Origin of the sequence: Singulisphaera photorubra (assembly GCF_045290345.1) — a bacterium.
In the GTDB taxonomy this organism is placed as follows: Bacteria; Planctomycetota; Planctomycetia; order Isosphaerales; family Isosphaeraceae; genus Singulisphaera.
Genome location: NZ_CP155447.1, coordinates 2,110,378 through 2,129,264, shown reverse-complemented (window position 1 = coordinate 2,129,264; position 18,887 = coordinate 2,110,378). Strand labels below are relative to the sequence as shown.

Here is an 18,887-nt window from a genome sequence, read left to right as displayed (position 1 = left end):
AGTTGTTCGTGGCGGGCCAGTTGCGCGATCGCGGCGTCTCTCTGCAATCCCTCCGGAAGGTCCATAAACGGCTTCAGACAGATTTGAAGACACGACATCCTTTCTGTCGGCAGGAGATCCTGACCAAGCACGGCCAGGTATTCACGCTTGGATTGGACGATCTGGGCCGAAGCGAAATGATCGAGGCGCTGACCCGCCAACGGGTATTCCCGGACATCCTTCTCCCCTTTCTGAAGCGGATCGACTACAACGAGGCCACCGCAATGGCACAGCGGTGGTGCATCGCTAATCTGGTTGTCATCGATCCGGCAATTTGCTTAGGCAAACCGATTGTCGAGGATATCGGTATCGCCACGGCCATCTTGGCCGCCTCTTACGATGCCAACGACAACAACACCGAATTGGTCGCGGACTTGTTCAGGGTCCACGCCAAACACGTTCTTGCCGCGGTCGAGTTCGAGCGAAGCATGGCGGCATGAGGTTCTTTTTCGACCGCAATATGTCGGCATTGCTGGCTCGCATGGTCGATGTATTTGATCGCCAGCATTCGGTTTTATCATACTACGATGACGGGCGTTTCACTCCGACGACACCTGACGTCGAGTGGATCAAGGTGCTCGCCGCCGATGATCCAACCTGGGTCGTCGTCAGCGGCGACGGCAGGATCTTGAAGAATAAGACTGAACTATCAGCTCTCAAAGAAGCAAAGCTCACATTCTTCTGCCTATCCAACCAGTGGATGCACATGAATTTCCAGAAAGAACAAGCCTGGAAATTCATCAAGGTGTGGCCCGACGTCGTAGAGAATGCGAAGGGCACAACGCCCAGAATCTATGAAATCTCAGGGGGCGCGGGATTAAAAATAGAGCGTAAGCATATCTAGAACACCGACTGCTACTCAGGTTCAATGGCCGCAAACCACCCATCGCGGTATCTTGGAGTCAGTCCCGAAGACGAGGGGGAGAACACGGACGATGATTCCAATCGACAAGAATTCCGAACCTTCCCACCTCAAGCCCGATGCCGTGCGTCCATCGCCTGAGATTGCCCCTGAGACACAGCGGGACCTTGGCTCTAGGCCTGATCGATCGCCTGCCGGAACACCCACTCTCGATCCGGAATTGGCCCGTATCTTCGAGGCCAGTTGGGCGCAGAATGAGGAAGCGTACCGGTTCCTGGGACGATGATGAGACCGACAAACGAGACGATCTACCTCACGTTCGATCGGGTGATCGCGTTGCATGCCGCGGTTTTGGAACGGACGGGATCGCCCCCTTGTCCGCTCCTCTTTTCCGAGAAGCTGGACTCGGCCTTGCACCGCCCGCTCAACGCCGCCCACTACAACCAGGCCGACCTGATCGAGCAGGCGATTATCCTGGGCGTCGCCATCAGCCAGTCCCAGGCCTTCGAGGACGGCAACAAGCGAGTGGGCTTTGCCGCGGCCGACTCGTTCCTCCGCCTCAACGGCCTTGTCTACGTCGGCCCGCCGATGGATCTGGCGGAGCGGCTGGTCGCCGTGGCCGATCCGGCGAGCAACGCCATTCGAGACGCCCGGATCGTGGAGTTCGCCGCCTGGGTACGGCCGTACGTCATCCAGGGCGAGGGCACCATGGCGGTCAAACGTTAGCGGGATCGGCGCCCGCACCGGTCGCGGCAAATCACACCGAGGCAAGGACCGATGAAGCGGCAGGTTCGCCATTGGCGAAGCCAAGCGATCTCGACGCGGCTGCTGCTGACGTCCGGCGCGGCGGGCGTTACAATCGGGCGATGAATGTCATTGTGGTCGTCTGCAACAGCTTGCATCTGGGCTTCCTCGGCGCGTACGGCAACGGCTGGATCGAAACACCCCACCTCGACCGCTTAGCGGCCGAAGGGGTCGTCTTCGACCACCACTTTCCCGAGAACTTGACGACGCTGCCCACCCGCCGCTCCTGGTGGACCGGCCGCTACGGGTTTCCCGACCCCGAGCAAGGCTGGACCCCGCTTCAGCCCGACGAGGCGATCCTCCCCGACCTCCTCTGGAATCAAGGGGTGCGAACCGCCCTGATCTCCGACGTCCCCCTGCTCCGCGACGCCGGGCAAGGGTATGGACGCGGATTCGATGAGGTCCGCTGGATCCGCGGGCAAGGGTACGACCCGCTCGTCCCGCCCGGCGACCCGCGTGCGGGTAAAGTCCGGATCAGCGAGGAGCCGGGGCTCCGGCTCCCGCCCAAGGATGACCCCGATTACGACCTCTGGAAGGGGCGCTGGGAGCAGCTCCTCAGAAACAGGGCCGTACTCCAGACCGACCGCGAGGAGAATACAGGAGTCGCCCGCACCGTCCGCTCGGCCATCGACTGGCTCGAGACGCAAGGAGCGAAGCCAGACCCGTTCCTGCTCTGGCTCGACTTGTTCAGTCCGCACGGCCCCTGGGATACGCCCGAGCCCTACCGCGACCAGTACGCGGCCGCCGAGCCCGACGAGTTCGAGGCCGGTGAGGAAGGAGACCTCGTCGAGGACGACAGCGACGAAGAGCTCGACCTGGAAGAGGTCCGCGCCCTGATCGACGTGCCCGCCGGCGCGGTTGGCGACGTGCTCGACGAAGCCGAGTTGCTCCGGCTCCGCAGGACCTATGCCGGGACGGTGACCCTGGTCGATCGCTGGCTCGGCGAGCTCTTCGACGCTCTGCGACGCCAAGGGCGAATGGATGACACCCTGATCATCTTCACCAGCGACCAGGGTGAGCCGCTCGGCGAGCACGGGCTCGTGCGGCGGTTCCGCCCCTGGCTCTACGAAGAGTTGATCCATACCCCCTTGATCGTCCGGATGCCCGGCGGCCGGTTCGGCGGGGGACGGCACAAGGCCCTGGTGCAGACGGTGGACCTGCTACCGACGATCCTCGGAGCGTTCGGGTTGCCGCCGAGCGAACAGGCCCATGGCCACGACTTGCTGCCGCTGATCCGAGGGGAGCAGACCAAGGTTCGCGACTACGCCTGCATGGGGATGGATGTCGAGGAGTTCGCCATCCGGACCCACATCTGGCACATGATCGTCCCGATCGAGACCGATCCCGACGATCCCCCGCGACCCCCGGAACTGTACCGGAAGCCCGAGGATCGGTGGGATCAGAACAACGTCATCGAGCGGTATCCCGAGGTGGCTGACCACCTGGAGTTAACGCTGCGACGGTTCGCCGAGGCGGTGGGTCGAGGCTCGCTCGACACCTTGCCCCCCTTGCGAGAGGTCGCCCGATTCTCGCCGGACTGAGTCGGGGTCGATGAAGGCCTGACCGGCCACCCGGACGCGACGGAGGAAGCGGGAGACCACCGTCGTTCGCCGGGCCGGGGTCGATTGGGCCTCGGTCCGCGCCATCGGCACGAGTTGCGCGTCTCGGACGGCTGGCTTCGCGGGCCGCCGGAAGGCGAGTTCGGAGACCCAGGTCGACGGACGATCCTGATCCTCCACCCGAGAAACCTGCGTTTGCGGCTGCCATCGCGGTCGGCCGGCGAGCACCAGGTCGTCGGGATGCTCCAGGACGAGTGTCTTGGCGGGCGGTGCCGTCGCGTCACCCACCGCCAGGTCAGGGCCCGCCAGAGGGATGTCGAGGGCGCCCGGAGGCGGCAATTGGCCGGTCAAGGCCGTCGGCAGCGTGGTGACGACCGCGGAAACGGGCACCACATTCCCCCTGCCTTCCCTGATATTGGTCGAGGTGACGGGCGGCCCCTGAAGCGCTGGCTGAGGCGCATTCCCCTTGGGCAAATCGCCCAGCGGGGGAGACGAGAATGAGAGCGTGCTCACGTCCGGACTGAGCATTCCGGGGGCATCCTCGTCCGTCGCGGGAGCGGTGGCGGGCGTCATCGAGGTGCGCACGCCGAGGAGGTCGGGCGATACGGTGTCCCACACGCTCCGAGCCACATCCCCCTCGAACAAGGGGAAGTAACGCACGACGCCGCCCGGAGCAGGGACCGCAACCGGCCGTGACGACGGCGGTGGCGGCGTTGTGGACGAAGGGAGCTGCGACTGCGGATGCGGCGGCGCAGTGCGCGAGGCGGTGGAGACCGCCGGCGCCATGGGCCGCGCCGCGACGGTCGGCACCAAGTTCGTTGATTGAGCCACGAACGGCAGCGACCGCGACGGTACCGATACATGGCAAGCGCAGCCCGGCCGGACCAGACTGGTCGGCCGCGGTGGGATTCCGCCGGTGGCCGGAAAATGCTGGTGTTGGTGGGTCCCGGCGCAGCCGGAAAGCCCCAAGACGAGCCCGAGGATTGCGATGGCTCTTGTCCGTCTCATGGCGACTCCCTCCGCCTTCGGCGTCAATCCTCGTTCCACGAGGAGTGCGACCGGAACATAACCGATCCCCTACCATGTGGTCATAGATCGGGCAGGCACGAAACGAACATCCGGCGAAATCCGGAAACGAGGAAGCCCGAGAAGCCGCAAATCCCAATCTTCGCTACAATCGTTTCAGACTCCCACCCTGGGCGCCTAAAATCCTGAATAGAACAGTGAGACGAGGTCGGACGACGTTTAGGGCGAGGGGTCGCTCTCGTCACGATCCGTCACCGATCCGAAAAAAAATGGAGGCTCGCCGATGGTCAAGGCCGACGTCGCCGAACAGTTCCTGGCCGCGCCTTTGCTGGTCGACGTCGATCTCGACGCAAGGCGCGCGTTGCTGGCGATTCTCGAGGAGAGCCACTCGCCCGCAAACGCGGTCCTGCTCGAACAAGGGGAGCCGAACGATCATCTCTCCTTCCTGATTGAGGGGAGCGCAGTCATCGAACGCTCACTACCAGGGGGTCGCAAGGAGACCTTGGCCCACCTCACCGCCCCCGCCGTCTTCGGCACGACTTCATTTTTCCGGCCCACTCCCCCGACCATCACCGTCCGTGCCGCCACCGACGTCTGCATCCTCACCATGGGTCACCCCGCGCACGAGAAGCTCCGCCGCGACAACCCGCGCACGGCCGAAGCGCTTGCCCTCGCCGTCGTCCGGGTCCTGGCCGAACGATTCGACTTGCTCGACAAACGGGTCTCCGATTTCCTCGCCCAGCACGCCGACGACCAACCCAAAACCACCGAGTGGTCCGGTTTCCGCGCCCGGCTGTTCGAGGATTCGAACATCTAGTGGTGAGCGCCAAGCCCCGTTGCTCTGGCTCGCGAGATCAACGGCGAATGAAAAAGCCGAGTCGATCTGAATCTGCCGCCCTTGAAGTTTGGGAGGGCCCGGACACCCTTCTTGATCCAGGCCCCCCAATCCAGCAGATCAGCTTCCTGCCTGGCAAAACCGACCGCGAACGCAAAAATCCCCCAAAGTTACCACATCGCCTTCCTCGCACGACTGGAACCTCCTGACCCCGGTTTCCCCGTTTGGCGGTCTGAAACCGGTCGAAGGCACCCCTCCCCACATCCTGCGCACCAAGGCGAGATCCAAACCCGCCCTCCTCCAAGGGATCGGACAAAGCCTCAGAACGATCATGGCTTGGAGTTGACGGCCCATGACTTGCCCCCCACAATAGGATCAGGGGAGTTCATCATGGTTCACCCTCGCGCGTGCACGCCCAGCCGGGTCCCTCCAGGCGACCGGGAAGCATGTTGCTTAGACTTTCGATCGAGATCGCCTCTCTTTGCGGCTTGAGCCGGGTTCTCGATGACGATCTGAGACGGAGCGAAGGGACAGTTCCGTCGGAGCATTTCTCAGGTCATGGCAAATACTCTGCTGTCCCCGGGCGGCACTCACTGGCAGCCCGATTTTGAACGATTGCTCGGCGCCGCGAAGGGGCGAGGCACTCACGGACACCTGAGCGATGTCCGAGAGTCGCTCCGGCAAGTCGTCGGTCGCGACCGCCCGCTGGTGATGCTTTGCCCTCATGCCGACGACGGCGCGATCAGCGCAGCCTGTCTGTTGCACGAATATGCCGTCCGTCGCGGCTTGCCCGTGATCGAAGTCCTGGTCTTCGCGGGCGAGCGGAACGTGGCGGCGCCCTGGCTCAACGACCAGAAGAAGGTCTCCGTCCGTGAGTCGGAATTCCGGCTCGAGTGTAGCGTGCTGGGCGCTGAGGCGGTTTGCTGGGATCTCGAAGCCTATCGAAGCCCCGGTTACCAGCCCTCGGCCAGCGACATCGACAAGATCGTCGAGTGGTTCATCCAGCGCCGGCCCGGTGCGATCATCCTGCCCCCGGCGACCGACGCCCACGTGGCGCACCGGATGACGCGGGCCCTGGCCTCCGTCGGCCTGGTCGGAGCGAAACTGAAGGACACGCTCGTCCTGACCGGTTGGACCCCGTGGGGCCCCCTGCCCCAGCCCAATGCCTACTTCAGCTATGACGGCGAGGCCGAACGCACCAAGGAATGGGCGATCCACTGCCATGCCTCTCAGGTCCTGCTGACCGACTACACCAAGTATTGCTCGCACCTGGGCCGAGCCTACGCCGCCTTGACCCGCGAGTGGGCCGAGGGACACAGCCTGACCGGTCGCGCAGCCCGGACCGACGATCGCTTCATCGGCGTCGAACTCTTCCAGATCGAGAAGTACGACCCTGAACTCGACGCCAATACCACCGACCCGCTCCAGATCGCCCTGGGCCTCCTGAACGGCCACATCGCCCCTGCCTCCGCAAAGCACGCGATCGCCACCACCGTCTAATTTTGACCTTGTGTGCCGACCTTGCGTGAGGCTTGGCCGCTGCCCTCAGGAGTTCCCGCGTCGATGTCCGCTCCCGCCCGTGTTCTCGAATTGGCCAGCGCCTCGGTCCTCGTCTTCCCCGATCGCGTGTCCGCCTGCGATGCCGCTGCCGAACGAGTGGCTCATGCCCTCCGTTCGGCCGTGGCCACCCGCGGCCGGGCGGTCCTCGGCCTGGCCACCGGCTCGACCCCCGAGCCGATCTACGCCCATCTCGTCAACCTCCACCGCGAGGGAACACTCTCCTTCGCCAACGTCGCGACCTACAATCTCGACGAGTACTATCCAATCAGCCCATTTGATCCAAACAGCTACCGGGCCTACATGCACCGGCACCTGTTCGGCGCCGTCGACCTTCCCGCAAACCAGGCTCACGTGCTTGACGGAACGGTCCCCGAGTCGGCCGCGGCCGAGCACGCGGCGCAGTTCGACCGCTGGATCGCCGACGACGGCGGTTTCGACTTCCAACTTCTCGGCCTCGGCCGGAACGGCCACATCGGCTTCAACGAGCCGAGTGACCTTTCCACCGAAGCAGCCCTGCGGCTGCCCACCCGCCTGGTCGACCTCCATCCGGTCACCCGGGCTGACGCCGCGAAGGATTTCGGCGGCGAGTCCCACGTGATCCCCCGTGCACTCACCGTCGGCGTGGCCTCGATCCTGGCCGCCCGCTCGATCCTGGTCGTCGCCTTCGGCCCCAACAAGGCCGAATCGGTCGCCCAATCGCTCCGTGGCCCGATCACGGCGCAAGTTCCCGGCTCGCTTTTGCAATCGGCCTCGGGCAAGGTCACCTGGATCCTCGACGAGGCGGCCGCCCAAGCCTTGTAGGACCGAGTCGATCTGCCCAGACGACCCGACGATTCCCGTCAGGTGGGCACGGCCCACCCGACGGGAAAATCGCTCTTTTCAAGCGTGCCTAGAGCGGTTTGCGGATGCGTTGCGCACGGTGGTTGGTCTCAAGACTCAGGAGCACGTGCGGAAACGGGGACTGGCTCCGGAGCGCAGCGGAGGTGCCTGTCCCCCTTTCCGCCGTGTCCCCCTTTCCGCCGAGGCCGCCCGTGACGGCCCGGAAAATGGGGACAGGCACCCGGCCGCCAGGTCGTCCGGAAAAGCCGAGAGTGGAGCGGGCCGGGAGCCAGTCCCCGTTTTCCTCCAACGTGCGCAATGCGATCGTAAACCGCTCTATCTACTTCTTGATCGCAAACGGGCTTATCGTCCGACGCGATTGATAAGGCCTCGCCCCCGCGGCGTGATTCGTCAGGTCGTGAATCCGACCGATCTCCGGCACCGCCTCACGAATCACCGCATCGACACCGTGCCTCAGGGTGACGTCGGCAAGTCCGCACCCCTGGCAACCTCCCGACATCCGTAGATACACGACGTTGTCGATCAGATCGACGAGGTCGACTCCGCCGCCGTGGCTCGCCACCACGGGGTTGACCTGCTCCTCAAGCACGTCGCCTACCCGCTGGCGAAGCTGCTCGGAAGTGGGCATTGAGGCGATCAGGGCGGGGGCCAACGCGACTTGCCCCGAATCAAGGTGGGCGCGGAGGACCTTGGCCACCTCTTTTCCCAGGGTCTTCCAATCGATCGGGGCACGAGCGGTCGTGTCGCCAAGGACACGGCGGACCATCCGGACGTAGGGGCCGACCAGGGGGAGACCGGGGTTGCCCGATCGCGTGACCACAATCAAGTCGTGCGCGACCAGCACCGCAGCCACCCCCTCGACCGCGAACAAGGCCTCGGCCAAGGGGGAGCCGTGCGCGGATTGGCGATCGGCTGCATACGCCCATTGCTCAGGGGCGACCGGTCGGCTCACGACGAAGACACAACGCGGGCCGGTCAAGGGTTCCGCCGTGATCGAAATCTCTGGCATCACACCCGCTCTCAGAGTCTCGAGATTGGCTCACGCATTGATTGTAGCCTCCTCAGGACGCGAACCAAGGGAACTCATTCTTCCTCTTGCAAACGGAACGCCACGAACGCATCGCCCGCCTTCGTTCGCAGTTTGCCCGCGCCCCCGGCCGCGATGACGACGTACTGTTGGCCGTTCACCTGATAGGTCGACGGGGTCGCGTAGCCTCCGGCCGGGAGGGGATGCTCCCAGAGCAGTCGGCCGGACTGCTTGTCAAACGCATGGATCCGTTCATCCTTGGTGCCGGCAATGAACACCAGACCGCCCGCAGTCACAATCGAGCCGCCGAACGTTTCCGTGCCGGTTCGCGGAATGCCACGGGCGGTCAGCTCGACGTGTTCGCCGAGAGGAACCTGCCAGGCGAATTCCCCCGTGTTGAGGTTGATCGCGTTCAAGACGCCCCAGGGGGGCTTGATTGCCGGGTACCCTTCGTGGTCGTGAAACGGCAGATAGCCCGTGTGTTCGTAAGGGCCGTACCTCGGGGTGTCGCCTGCTTTCCCTTCCACAAGCGTGATGATATTGGGAACGTTGTTCGAGTTGACGTAGAGCAAGCCGGTCGTCGGGTCGAACGAGGCCCCCGACCAGTTTGCGCCGCCGTGAAAACCGGGGATGACGACGGTTCCCTGAAGGCTGGGCGGGTTGTAGGCCGGTCCCCCTCGAATTGTCCGCAGCCGGGCGAGCACCGACGCGCGGTTGGCTTCGCCGATGTTGGTGACATTCGTCTCATCGAGAAACTGAGCCGAGAAGGGCAATGGTTTCACCGGGATCGGCTGCGTCAGCGCGGCCTGTTCGCCGGGGATGTCCGAGGCGGGAACCGGTTGCTCCTTGACGTCGAAGAGTGGCTTGCCCGTCTCGCGGTCGAACAGAAAGACATGGCCCGTCTTCGTCACCTGCGCCACGGCGTCGATCGACTTACCGGCGTGCGTGACCGTGACCAGGTTGGGATAGACCGGCAGATCGTGATCCCACAGGTCATGACGTAAGGTCTGGTAGTGCCATACCCGCTTGCCCGTCTTTGCGTCGAGCGCTATTGTGCAGTTCGCGAACAAATTGTCGCCGTGCCGGTCGCCGCCGTAGAAGTCGAAGGCCGCCGATCCGAGTCCGGCAAAGACCAGGCCGCGATCCGGGTCAATGGTGAAGCCGCCCCAGGCGTTCGCCGCGCCTCGCCCCTTCCAGGAATCACCTTTCCAGGTTTCATGTCCGAACTCTCCCGGTTGGGGCACGGTATGAAATCGCCAGACCTGCTCGCCGGTCCGGACATCAAACGCCCGGATGTCCCCCGGCGCGGCGATGCCTGGGCCTTCTCCGCACGAGACCCCGACAATAATCGTATTCTTCCAGATGGCCGGGGCGGACGTCGGTCCGTAGCCAAGCTTGGCGACATTCGGCTCGAGTTCTTTCCGAAGGTTGCGGATCCCACCGTCGGCAAACTTGGGGTCGAGCTTGCCGGTCTTCGCATTCAGCGAAAACAGGCGCCCGTCCGCCGTGCCGTGAATAATCCGTCGCTCGCCGTCAGGCTGGCCGTCCGACCAGTAAGCGCAGCCTCGGTTGACGCCGCCAGACGTCGGCTGGTGCTCGAACGGATGATCCTTGAGAGGATCGAACTGCCAGAGCTCCTTGCCGGTCGCCGCGTCGAGGGCCACGACTCGGAGATATCCGGTGACAATGTACATCACACCATCGATCACGATCGGCGTGCATTCGATCGTCTTGCCGGTGCGGCCTTCGAGCTCCCGCGTGTGGTACGTCCAGACCGGTTTGAGCCGTGTCACGTTCTCACGGTTGATCTGATCCAGCTTGGAATACCGCGTGCCACCAGAGTCGTTCCCCACGACCGGCCAGTCGACCCTGGGCGGAGATTGCCCCGGAGCCTGACTGGTCGTGGCCAGAAGACAAACAACGAACATTACACATAATCGCATTTCGAATATCCCATATTGAACGACGAAGTACGAGCTCACAGTATACCGCCGGCAAACCCGGGAAAGGAGAACCGGCCCGGCTCGGGGCGGCTCCAAGTCCTGAACCCGGCCGCTTGGGCCTCTGACGGCACCTTGGCGGAGTGATTCTCGGAAAGTTGTGGCTTCTCGGTCCTCCATCTCATCTGGTGTAATCGATGGAGGCCCGAAGGCGAGCGCCTCCGCAGGCCGTGACCGGCTCCGTCTTCGGAAAAGACGCCCCCGAAACCTGATGGTCGCCCAAGACGATGCCAAGAGCCCAACCCGGACCATCGCCCGTGGCCGCGCCCGTCGGGTCCCACTGCCCGCTCTGCCACGTCGCGATGCGGGAGAAGTTCCGGGGTATTGCGGCCGAGGAGACGGGGGAGACATTCCAGGTAGACGAGTGCCCTCAGTGTGGTTTGGGGCAAACACGACCGGTGCCGGCCGACCTGACCCCGTACTACGACGCGGGGTATTACGGAAAACGACACGGCCCAACGGGCAGGATCTGCAACCGCCGCCGTTTGGGATTCGTTCGCCACTGGGCGGGACCGGGAATGGGGCGTTCCCTGCTGGATTTCGGCTGCGGCGAAGGAGATTTTTTGCGAGCGGCCCGGACGCAGGGCTGGAACGGCTGCGGCGTCGAGCGAAGCAGGGCGGCATCCGAGCCGGGCGACCTGACCGTGGTGGCCAGCCTGGATGAACTGGGGGACCGGACGCGATTCGACTGCGCCACGTTCTGGCATGTTCTGGAACACCTCAACGACCCGGTCGGCACGCTCGACGCGTTGCGGGATCACCTCGAGCCGGATGGCCTCGTGCTGGCGGCGGTCCCCAACTTCGGGTCCTGGCAAGCCCAGGTCACCGGAGCGTCCTGGCTTCCGCTGGATATTCCCCGTCACCTGTTCCACTTCACGGCGCACGCGATCGTGAAACTGTTCGCCGCGAGCGGTTTCCAGGTCGATCACATCGCCTACGGAGAGTGGGAGTACGACGTGATCGGCTGGTCGCAAAGTTTACTGAACCGCGGCCTCGGGGGTCGCAACGAGTTCTTCAAGATCGTGTCCGGACGGCCGAACAGTGGGTCGCTTCCCCGCAAGGCGTTCCAGGTTGTTGCAGGCCTGGGGATTTCGCTGTTGACGGCCGGACCGGCCTGGGGCGAGAGCCGGCTTGGCCGGGGCGGAACCCTGATCGCAGTCGCCCGACCCGTCAAAACGTGGGCATCTGGCCATGCATAATCATAAGAAAATTGTTGTCGTGATGCCCGCTTATAACGCCGAGGCCACACTGGTCCGGACCTATCAAGAGATCGACCGCGAGTTGGTCGACGAGGTCATCCTGGTGGATGATGATAGCCGCGACCAAACGGTGGCCATCGCGCGGCAACTGGGGCTGCACGTGCTGGTTCACCCCAAAAACCGAGGCTACGGAGGGAACCAGAAAACCTGTTATGGCGAGGCGCTTCGGCTCGGGGCCGACATCGTCGTCATGGTCCACCCCGACTATCAATACACACCGCTGCTCATTCCCGCGATGGTCTCGATGATCTCCAGCGGCGTCTACGACTGCGTGATCGGCAGCCGGATCCTGGGAGGCCAGGCGCGTTCCGGTGGCATGCCGCTCTACAAGTATTACGCCAACCGCCTCCTCACCGTCGCCCAGAACCTCTTAATGGGTTCGAAGCTCTCCGAGTTCCATACCGGATACCGGGCCTTCTCGCGGCAGGTCCTCGAACAACTTCCCCTCGAAGAGAACTCCGACGACTTCGTCTTCGACAACCAGATGCTCGCCCAGGTGATCGCCTCCGAGTTTCGGATCGGCGAGATTTCCTGCCCGACACGCTACTTCGCGGAAGCTTCTTCGATCGGCCTCAGGCGCTCGGTGACCTATGGCTTCGGCGTGCTCGAAACGGCCCTCCGTTACCGCCTCCATCGATGGGGCGTTCGCCACGATCGGCTCTTCGATGCCAACGGTCGGCGGCTCGCCCCCAGTCGTGGCCCTGATGTGCCCGGAGACATTCTCGAATCCAGTGAAAGTCATTGACGAGAGGAACATAACTCTCTCAATCCCCGCAAACTTATCTACTTATTTTTCCACCAAATCTTCTCCGGATGTGAGGCGGCATGTCGCGGATTGTGCTTCTCATCGTGATCGCGATCTTTCTTTGTTTTCGGCTTCCCCCGGTACTCTGCCAGGCGGGCGGCCCTGACGAAGAGTGGTACGCCATTCCTGGGCTGACGATCGCTCGCGAGGGAGTGCCGCGGGTCCCTTACTCGCGTGCGACGGAGTCCGACAGCGTGTTCCTGGGTGCGGAGCGGCTCCTGTTCGCAATGCCGCCGCTCTCATTTTACGCGCAGGCCCCCTTCTTCCTGATCATGCCGCCGACCTACGCGACGGCTCGGCTTGCGTCCCTCGCCGCCGCTTGCCTCGCGATTCTCCTCGTCCACGCGATCGCACGATCCCTCTGGGACGACCAGGCCACGGCGCTCTGGGCGGCCGGAATCTACTCGATGTGCCGACTGCTCTACTTTCCGGCGATGCTGGCCCGTCCCGACATGCTCTGTGGCACCCTCGGGCTGGCGGCCGTCTGGGCGATGTGTCACTGGAGCCGCCGTGAGCGGCAGCGACGATGGCTGGCGTTGGCGGGGGTGTTCCTGGGGCTGGCTGGGCTCTCTCATCCGTTTGCGATTGTGTTCGCCTTGCAACTTGGGATCTGGGCCGCGCTGGCACCTGGAGCGGTCCCGGCGCGTCTGCTCCGGCCGGTCGGTTTGGCGGCCACGGCGCTTGCCACCTTTTCCGTCTGGCTGATCCTGATCGTCCGCTCGCCGGAGCTGTTCCGGTTGCAGTTCATTGGCAACATCCTCGAACCCGCGGGGCCAGGGCTGGTCTCCCGTCTGCTTTTCCCGTGGCAAGACCTCGTCGGGCATCTCCCGCTGGTGATCGAGCGTGCCGGAATCTCGCAGGCCGCCTTTCTGGCGACCTGCCTGGCGGTCGTCACCGGCTTGGCGTGGCGACGTCACGACCGGACTCTCGGGCTGGTTTCGGCACTCGGATGGTCGGCGGTCTACCTCTTAATTGCCTTGCAAGGAAGTCACCCCTTGCAAGGTTACTGGTGTTATCCCGTGGCCTTCTTCGCGATGGCGGCGGGCTGGTGCGCCGTGCGCTGCTTTGCCAAGTGCCGCGAACGGGTGGGTGTGGCAACCGCCAGAGTACTGGCGAGTTGCCTACTCCTTCTCGTGTTTCTGCCCGGCAGTGGTCTCAGGACCACCTGGGCCTGCGTTCGGAACTGGAACAGGATCGAGTACAACCCACATCAGTTCACGCGCTCAATTCTGGCCGACCTTCCGGCCGAGGCCCAACTGACCGTGGGGGCGGAGTACGCTCTGGACGCATACGGACTGAATCGCCGGGTTCTCCTTGGCATCCGTTATTACAACTATTTCGATGCCACGAAATACCATTATGATTATGCAATCATGGGTCGGGCGGGAATGAAGGAAGGACTCGATCGGGCCATGAACGCACGGATCGTGCGCACCTACGGCAACCCGAACGACCCATTCTCCTGCTACGCCGTGCTCCTCGCGCCGGACCGGCGCACCGGCGAGAGCATCCCACGTCAACATGATCGGCCATAGCATCAGCGTCGGCCTAACAATTCCCGTAGGGCGGCATCAGCAACTTCGGTTTTGGCTACCTCACGATCGTCGACTCCTCCATCAGCGGAAACCGAGGGCCATCATTCTTTGGTGGCGGTATTTATAACAGCGTGAGCAGTACGCTAGCGATCTATCGCTCCACCCTCAGCGGGAATGACTCAGACACGATGGGGACGAGCCATGGCGGCGGCGTCCTCAACAATGGACTGATGGGGTCACCAAAATCTAGTGAGGAAGCCCCCGGCTTTAGAGATCGTCCCGCTTTCTAGGAAAAATAGGGGGCTTGAACGGCTCGTTGGGGCGTGTTTTCGTGGCCGATCCCTGGGTCGGACCGATATCATAGGTTCAGGGCCGCTGCGTAAGTCCTTGTGGCACAACGCGCGGAAAGCGGGACGATCTCTTTAGCCGTGGGGAGGAATCGCGTAAATCTTGCCCTTGCATGTGAGATCTCCATGCGAGATATTTGAACGCATGCACACCGTCCGGACGATCGTCTGCAAGCTGACGCCCACCCCCGAGCAACGCGTCGAGATTGACGCCACGCTCAAAGCGTTCGCGTTGGCTTGCGACTTCGCCGCCGAGTCAGCCCGGTCGCTCGGCTTCACCAACAAGGTCAAGGTCCAGCACGCCTGCTACCGGGAGATCCGCGAAACCTTCGGCCTTTCGTCCAACCTCGCGATCCGGGCCATCGCCCGCGCCTGTGCCGCCCTTAAGGTCTCCGCGAAAATGCACTCGGCGTTCGCGCCGACATCGATCGACTACGACGCGAGGATCTTCTCGTTCCACGAATGGAACTGGAACTTCGGCCTGACGCTCCTGTCGAGGCGGGTCAAGCTCACCACCAAGCTCGGCGAGCGACAGAAAGCGGCACTCAAGGGCCGCAAGCCGACATCCGCTGTCCTGGTCAAGCGTCGCGACGGTGCCTACTTCCTCCACGTCCAGTTGACCGACGAAGCTCCCGAGTCGATCGAGACAAAGGGGACCATCGGGGTCGACATGGGGGTAAAAAACCTCGCCACTACGGATGACGGTGAGAACTTCTCGGGGGCCGATGTTGACGCCTGTCGCCGGAAGTACAGCCAAGCGAGGAAGACCTGTCAGCGAAAAGGCACCAAGTCCGCTAAGCGGAAACTCAAGAAGATCAGCAAGAGAGAGGCCCGGTTCCGGGCCAACGAGAACCACGTCATCAGCAAGCGGATCGTTGCCAAGGCTAAAGACACCGCCAGCGCCATCGCCGTCGAGGATCTCGGCGGCATTGGCCAGCGGACAACGGCCAGGAAAGCCGATCGATCTCGCATGAAGGGTTGGGCGTTCTACCAGCTCAGGCAGTTCATCGCCAACAAGGCCCTCGCCGAAGGCATCCCGGTCATTCCGGTTGACCCGCGCAACACGTCTCGGACATGCTCCGAGTGCGGGCATTGCGAAATGGCTAACCGGAAATCGCGGAATGAATTCGTGTGCAAGCATTGTGGATTTGAACTCGCCGCGGACTGGAACGCGGCCCGAAACATTCGTGACCGGGGCAAAGTCATGTGCCCTAATGTCGGCGTTGTTGACACCGGAGGTCGAATCCCGGTCGAGACGACTGGCAAGCCTGTTTTGGCAAGCCCCCGCCGTTAGGCGTGGGGTTCATGACAAACTCCACCATCAGTGGAAACACGCCCCTGGGCAGCGGAGGGGGCATTTTCAACAGCGGCACGCTGGCGGTCATCAGCTCGACCAAAAGCGGCAACGCAGCCTTCGACTACCGAGGCCTTGGCAGTGGTGGCGGGATCGCCAACATTGATTTCCTGAATTTTGCACGCGCTGGAGCCCCTGCGGCCATTACTTTAGGGGGGGCGGCAGTCTGAAATTAGCGAGCGAAATAGGAATTTATTCGTGGCGCAAGATTCCGCAAGAAAGGCCCAGCAGCAACTCTGCACGCTGTTCACGAGCGGAGCGGTCGGCGGGCTGAGCGACGATGAGTTGCTGAGGCGTTTCCTGCGTCAGAGCGGTTGCGACGCCGAGACCGCGTTCCATGTGCTGGTGGAGCGACATGGGCCAATGGTCATGGGAGTCTGCCGGCGGATCCTCTCCGACTACCATGCTGCGGAAGATGCCTTCCAGGCGACTTTTCTCGTGCTGGCTCGACGGGCAGACGCCGCGTCTCGGCAGGAAAAGCTGGCGAACTGGCTCTATGGTGTCGCCGTCCGCGCAGCGAAGGAGTTAAGGCGGTCTGAGGCGAGGCGGCATGCGAGGGAGCGGGCGTCAATGAGCCAGCACCCGGTTGAGCTCGCGTCCGACCAAGGTCTCGGCCAGGTCGATTTGTACTCGGTCCTCGACGAGGAACTGAGCCGACTGCCCGGGCGATACCGCGCCGCGCTGGTGGCGTGCGAGCTGGAAGGGATGTCACGGCGAGAGGCAGCGCTTCAGCTTGGGGTGCCGGAGGGGACGCTTTCGAGCCATTTGGTGCGAGGCCGGAGACTCTTGAAAGAGCGACTCGGACGTCGTGGTTTCGGTGCGACGGCTTGGCCGTTAGGAGGGCTCGCTCAAGTGGGTGGGCTGGGCTCGGTCTCGGTCTCGGAGATGCTGGCGAGGTCCTCGGTTCGGACGGCTCTGAGCGCACTGTCCGGAGATGCCGGGAGTGTTCCGACATCCGTTGTCCTGCTGATGAACTCCATGTGGAGGACGAAGCTCGTGAGCAAGTTAGTTATGGCCGTCGGGACCGGCGTTTCGCTCGGAGTCCTGGCGATGGTCGGAGTGGTGCTGGCTCAGTCCGATCAAGGTTCCGCGGCCCAAACGCTTCCACTCGGGGTGGCGGCGAATGCTCCCAAGCCGCCGCGTGTCACCTCGTCGATCGAGGGTGACAAGCTGCAGATGAAGGTCGAAGTTCCTCTCGACCTGGTCGTTCCCGACACGCTGATCCTCCGTGGGCAAGGCCGGGAAGTCGAGATCTCAGTCGGGCCGCGGCTACTCCGGTCGATGGAGGGGCACACCGGGTCGGTCTTCACGGTGGCGTTCTCCCCCGATGGCACGAAAATCCTCTCGGGGAGCGGCTGGCCCTGGGGCGATCGGACGCTCCGGCTTTGGGACGTGGCCAGCGGGGCGGAGATCCGCCGGTTCCTGGCGGCTACCGACGACCCCGGCCCCAGCACGCATGGCCCGCGCGAAGTCCCGGGCGAAGTGCATAGTCTCGCCTTCACCCCGGATGGCCGCCAGGCGCTCTCCGGTGGCACCGGCGGCATCGTTCAGCTCTGGGACGTGGAGACTGGCAATGAGATCCGCCGCCTCTCAGGGCACACGGGCACAATCTACGAACTGGCGATCTCAACCGACGGCCGACGCGCCCTGACGGGGAGCCGGGACAAGACGGCCCGGCTCTGGGACCTTGCCACCGGCCGGGAGATCCTCGTCCTCAAGGGCCACACCAACTGGGTCCGCTCGGTCGCCTTCTCGCCCGACGGCCGTCGCGCGTTGACGGGGTCCGGCCCCAAGGATCATACGATGCGGCTCTGGGACCTTGAAACGGGCCGCGAGTTGAAGTCACTCGAGCAGGATGGGATCGTGCGGGGCCTGGCATTCACCCCGGACGGAGCCCACGCGATCGCGGGGATCAACCCAGAGAGGCCGAACACCCCCGGCGCAATCCATCTCTGGGATCTGGATCGCGGTGTCGAGGTCCGTCGGTTCGACGGGCATGGATTCGCGGTTACCAGCATCGCGATGGCCCCCGATGGCCGGCAGTTCCTATCGTCGAGTTACGATGGTACGGTTCGGCTTTGGGACATCGCCAACGGTCGAGAACTCTATCGGATGACCGGGCATAAGGAATGGGTCTGGACCGTTGCCTACAGCCCCCGCGGCGACCTCGCCGTCTCGGGCGGCGGAGCGTCCGGCGGCGCCCAGAACGTCGCCCCGGGCCACGACTTCGCTTTGCGGTTGTGGGACCTCTCGGGCAAGGCCGAGATCAAGCGCAGCGCCCTCCTGGACCGGCCTTGATCGGGATGGACCGCGAGGAACCTTTGAAGCGAAGTGTCGGCTTGCCGCGGATAACCCTCGATCTGCGCCGTCGGGCCGGTCCTGACTCTCGGTCGGACCGGCCGGGCCATTTTCACGGAATCAACGCGCAACTTTCCCCTCTCTCCCCGCGGAAATGACCGGGAACAACACGTTGACCAAGGCGAGCCCGTAGCGCCCCTGAGTGAATTTCTGGATTCCCGGTCGGCCGGCCACGGGCCTGATTTTATCGACGGACTGGTCTCTTTACATCGCCTTGGCGATCACCCGGAGTGCCCCCTGTGGAACCTCGGTTCACGAGAGGTGAGTATTGGCTGCTGGAAACCGTCGTTGAGGGAGGGCGACCGGTCCTGTTTCTTCGCTCGCCCTGGATCGAAGCGATCTTCAACAAGCCGGGGCACGGCATGGATCGCCAGTCTTTGGTTGAGGCCCTGGAACGACTTTTCCGGATGGGGCTGATCGCCGCCTCAAAGCTGAGCGAGGGGGATGTTCCGGCCCCTTCGGCCTTCGGCTAAGTCGCCAGGAGATCGAAGCCGCGCTCGACGAGACTCGGGAGGAGGAGCGAGACCTTGACCCGGCTCGCGACGAGACTTACTACGGATTAACCCCCGAGGGCGGGCGGCAATGGGAGGCATTCGCAGCCCCGAACTGGGATCGGTACCTCGAACGATACGAGCGACCGTCCCGCTCCGAGCGTTGGAAGATCAGCGTCCTCATCT

17 protein-coding genes are annotated in these 18,887 nt (G+C 63.6%); 14 read left to right on the top strand and 3 right to left on the bottom strand.

Going from position 1 to position 18,887, the window contains the following annotated elements; translation table 11 throughout:
• The first annotated feature begins 8 nt into the window (after positions 1 to 8).
• The 4 genes from V5E97_RS08305 (at position 9) to V5E97_RS08290 (ending at position 3,246) form a co-directional block, all read left to right on the top strand.
• Positions 9 to 479: a DUF433 domain-containing protein gene (locus V5E97_RS08305; RefSeq protein WP_406698854.1), complete on the top strand. Its 471-nt coding sequence runs from the start codon at positions 9 to 11 to the stop codon at positions 477 to 479.
• A complete protein-coding gene (locus V5E97_RS08300; protein WP_406698853.1) occupies positions 476 to 883 on the top strand; it encodes a PIN-like domain-containing protein in 408 nt (135 codons plus the stop codon). Before V5E97_RS08305 ends, V5E97_RS08300 begins: the two co-directional genes overlap by 4 nt.
• 300 nt (positions 884 to 1,183) lie before the next feature.
• Positions 1,184 to 1,627 (top strand): type II toxin-antitoxin system death-on-curing family toxin, encoded by a 444-nt coding sequence (locus V5E97_RS08295; protein WP_406698852.1) that lies wholly within the window; start codon positions 1,184 to 1,186, stop codon positions 1,625 to 1,627.
• A 71-nt stretch (positions 1,628 to 1,698) separates the two neighbouring features.
• A complete protein-coding gene (locus V5E97_RS08290; protein WP_406698851.1) occupies positions 1,699 to 3,246 on the top strand; it encodes a sulfatase family protein in 1,548 nt (515 codons plus the stop codon).
• On the opposite strand, the gene V5E97_RS08285 is transcribed toward V5E97_RS08290, so the two are convergent.
• A complete protein-coding gene (locus V5E97_RS08285) occupies positions 3,154 to 4,272 on the bottom strand; it encodes a hypothetical protein (protein WP_406698850.1) in 1,119 nt (372 codons plus the stop codon). The genes V5E97_RS08290 and V5E97_RS08285 overlap by 93 nt on opposite strands.
• Positions 4,273 to 4,573: 301 nt before the next feature.
• On the opposite strand from V5E97_RS08285, the gene V5E97_RS08280 reads away from it, so the two are divergent.
• The 3 genes from V5E97_RS08280 (at position 4,574) to V5E97_RS08270 (ending at position 7,486) form a co-directional block, all read left to right on the top strand.
• Positions 4,574 to 5,107 carry a Crp/Fnr family transcriptional regulator gene (locus V5E97_RS08280; protein ID WP_406698849.1) on the top strand — a complete coding sequence of 178 codons (534 nt, stop codon included), beginning with the start codon at positions 4,574 to 4,576 and terminating at the stop codon, positions 5,105 to 5,107.
• 576 nt (positions 5,108 to 5,683) lie between these two features.
• Positions 5,684 to 6,625 carry a PIG-L deacetylase family protein gene (locus V5E97_RS08275; RefSeq protein WP_406698848.1) on the top strand — a complete coding sequence of 314 codons (942 nt, stop codon included), beginning with the start codon at positions 5,684 to 5,686 and terminating at the stop codon, positions 6,623 to 6,625.
• Positions 6,626 to 6,688: 63 nt separating this feature from the next.
• The gene (locus tag V5E97_RS08270) at positions 6,689 to 7,486 is read left to right on the top strand and encodes a glucosamine-6-phosphate deaminase (RefSeq protein WP_406698847.1); all 798 of its coding nucleotides are present in this window, start codon (positions 6,689 to 6,691) and stop codon (positions 7,484 to 7,486) included.
• A 358-nt stretch (positions 7,487 to 7,844) separates the two neighbouring features.
• Here the strand turns inward: V5E97_RS08270 and V5E97_RS08265 are convergent, their stop codons facing one another.
• Entirely contained in the window at positions 7,845 to 8,534 is a 690-nt protein-coding gene (locus V5E97_RS08265; RefSeq protein ID WP_406698846.1) for a NifU family protein, read from the bottom strand.
• Positions 8,535 to 8,608: 74 nt separating this feature from the next.
• On the bottom strand, positions 8,609 to 10,495 hold the full coding sequence (locus tag V5E97_RS08260; protein ID WP_406698845.1) for a pyrroloquinoline quinone-dependent dehydrogenase: 1,887 nt from the start codon (positions 10,493 to 10,495) through the stop codon (positions 8,609 to 8,611).
• Between the two features lie 314 nt (positions 10,496 to 10,809).
• Between V5E97_RS08260 and V5E97_RS08255 the strand changes: the two genes are divergently transcribed.
• From V5E97_RS08255 to V5E97_RS08225, 7 genes are all read left to right on the top strand, one after another.
• Positions 10,810 to 11,751, top strand: coding sequence for a methyltransferase domain-containing protein (locus V5E97_RS08255; protein ID WP_406698844.1), 942 nt, complete (start codon positions 10,810 to 10,812; stop codon positions 11,749 to 11,751).
• Positions 11,744 to 12,556, top strand: coding sequence for a glycosyltransferase family 2 protein (locus V5E97_RS08250; protein WP_406698843.1), 813 nt, complete (start codon positions 11,744 to 11,746; stop codon positions 12,554 to 12,556). The genes V5E97_RS08255 and V5E97_RS08250 overlap by 8 nt, the downstream gene beginning before the upstream one ends.
• 80 nt (positions 12,557 to 12,636) lie before the next feature.
• Positions 12,637 to 14,151 carry an ArnT family glycosyltransferase gene (locus V5E97_RS08245; protein WP_406698842.1) on the top strand — a complete coding sequence of 505 codons (1,515 nt, stop codon included), beginning with the start codon at positions 12,637 to 12,639 and terminating at the stop codon, positions 14,149 to 14,151.
• 492 nt (positions 14,152 to 14,643) lie between these two features.
• Positions 14,644 to 15,792: an RNA-guided endonuclease InsQ/TnpB family protein gene (locus tag V5E97_RS08240; RefSeq protein WP_406698841.1), complete on the top strand. Its 1,149-nt coding sequence runs from the start codon at positions 14,644 to 14,646 to the stop codon at positions 15,790 to 15,792.
• A gap of 11 nt (positions 15,793 to 15,803) precedes the next feature.
• Positions 15,804 to 16,022: a hypothetical protein gene (locus V5E97_RS08235; RefSeq protein ID WP_406698840.1), complete on the top strand. Its 219-nt coding sequence runs from the start codon at positions 15,804 to 15,806 to the stop codon at positions 16,020 to 16,022.
• Positions 16,023 to 16,050: 28 nt separating this feature from the next.
• On the top strand, positions 16,051 to 18,150 hold the full coding sequence (locus tag V5E97_RS08230; protein ID WP_406698839.1) for a sigma-70 family RNA polymerase sigma factor: 2,100 nt from the start codon (positions 16,051 to 16,053) through the stop codon (positions 18,148 to 18,150).
• 299 nt (positions 18,151 to 18,449) lie between these two features.
• Positions 18,450 to 18,683 carry a hypothetical protein gene (locus tag V5E97_RS08225; protein ID WP_406698838.1) on the top strand — a complete coding sequence of 78 codons (234 nt, stop codon included), beginning with the start codon at positions 18,450 to 18,452 and terminating at the stop codon, positions 18,681 to 18,683.
• Positions 18,684 to 18,887: the final 204 nt, after the last annotated feature.

Coding starts and splice junctions, on each gene's coding strand:
- V5E97_RS08300 (WP_406698853.1), top strand. CDS start 476: ATGAGGTTCTTTTTCGACCGCAATATGTCGGCATTGCTGGCTCGCATG.
- V5E97_RS08295 (WP_406698852.1), top strand. CDS start 1,184: ATGATGAGACCGACAAACGAGACGATCTACCTCACGTTCGATCGGGTG.
- V5E97_RS08285 (WP_406698850.1), bottom strand. CDS start 4,272: ATGAGACGGACAAGAGCCATCGCAATCCTCGGGCTCGTCTTGGGGCTT.
- V5E97_RS08280 (WP_406698849.1), top strand. CDS start 4,574: ATGGTCAAGGCCGACGTCGCCGAACAGTTCCTGGCCGCGCCTTTGCTG.
- V5E97_RS08275 (WP_406698848.1), top strand. CDS start 5,684: ATGGCAAATACTCTGCTGTCCCCGGGCGGCACTCACTGGCAGCCCGAT.
- V5E97_RS08270 (WP_406698847.1), top strand. CDS start 6,689: ATGTCCGCTCCCGCCCGTGTTCTCGAATTGGCCAGCGCCTCGGTCCTC.
- V5E97_RS08265 (WP_406698846.1), bottom strand. CDS start 8,534: ATGCCAGAGATTTCGATCACGGCGGAACCCTTGACCGGCCCGCGTTGT.
- V5E97_RS08260 (WP_406698845.1), bottom strand. CDS start 10,495: ATGCGATTATGTGTAATGTTCGTTGTTTGTCTTCTGGCCACGACCAGT.
- V5E97_RS08250 (WP_406698843.1), top strand. CDS start 11,744: ATGCATAATCATAAGAAAATTGTTGTCGTGATGCCCGCTTATAACGCC.
- V5E97_RS08245 (WP_406698842.1), top strand. CDS start 12,637: ATGTCGCGGATTGTGCTTCTCATCGTGATCGCGATCTTTCTTTGTTTT.
- V5E97_RS08240 (WP_406698841.1), top strand. CDS start 14,644: ATGCACACCGTCCGGACGATCGTCTGCAAGCTGACGCCCACCCCCGAG.
- V5E97_RS08235 (WP_406698840.1), top strand. CDS start 15,804: ATGACAAACTCCACCATCAGTGGAAACACGCCCCTGGGCAGCGGAGGG.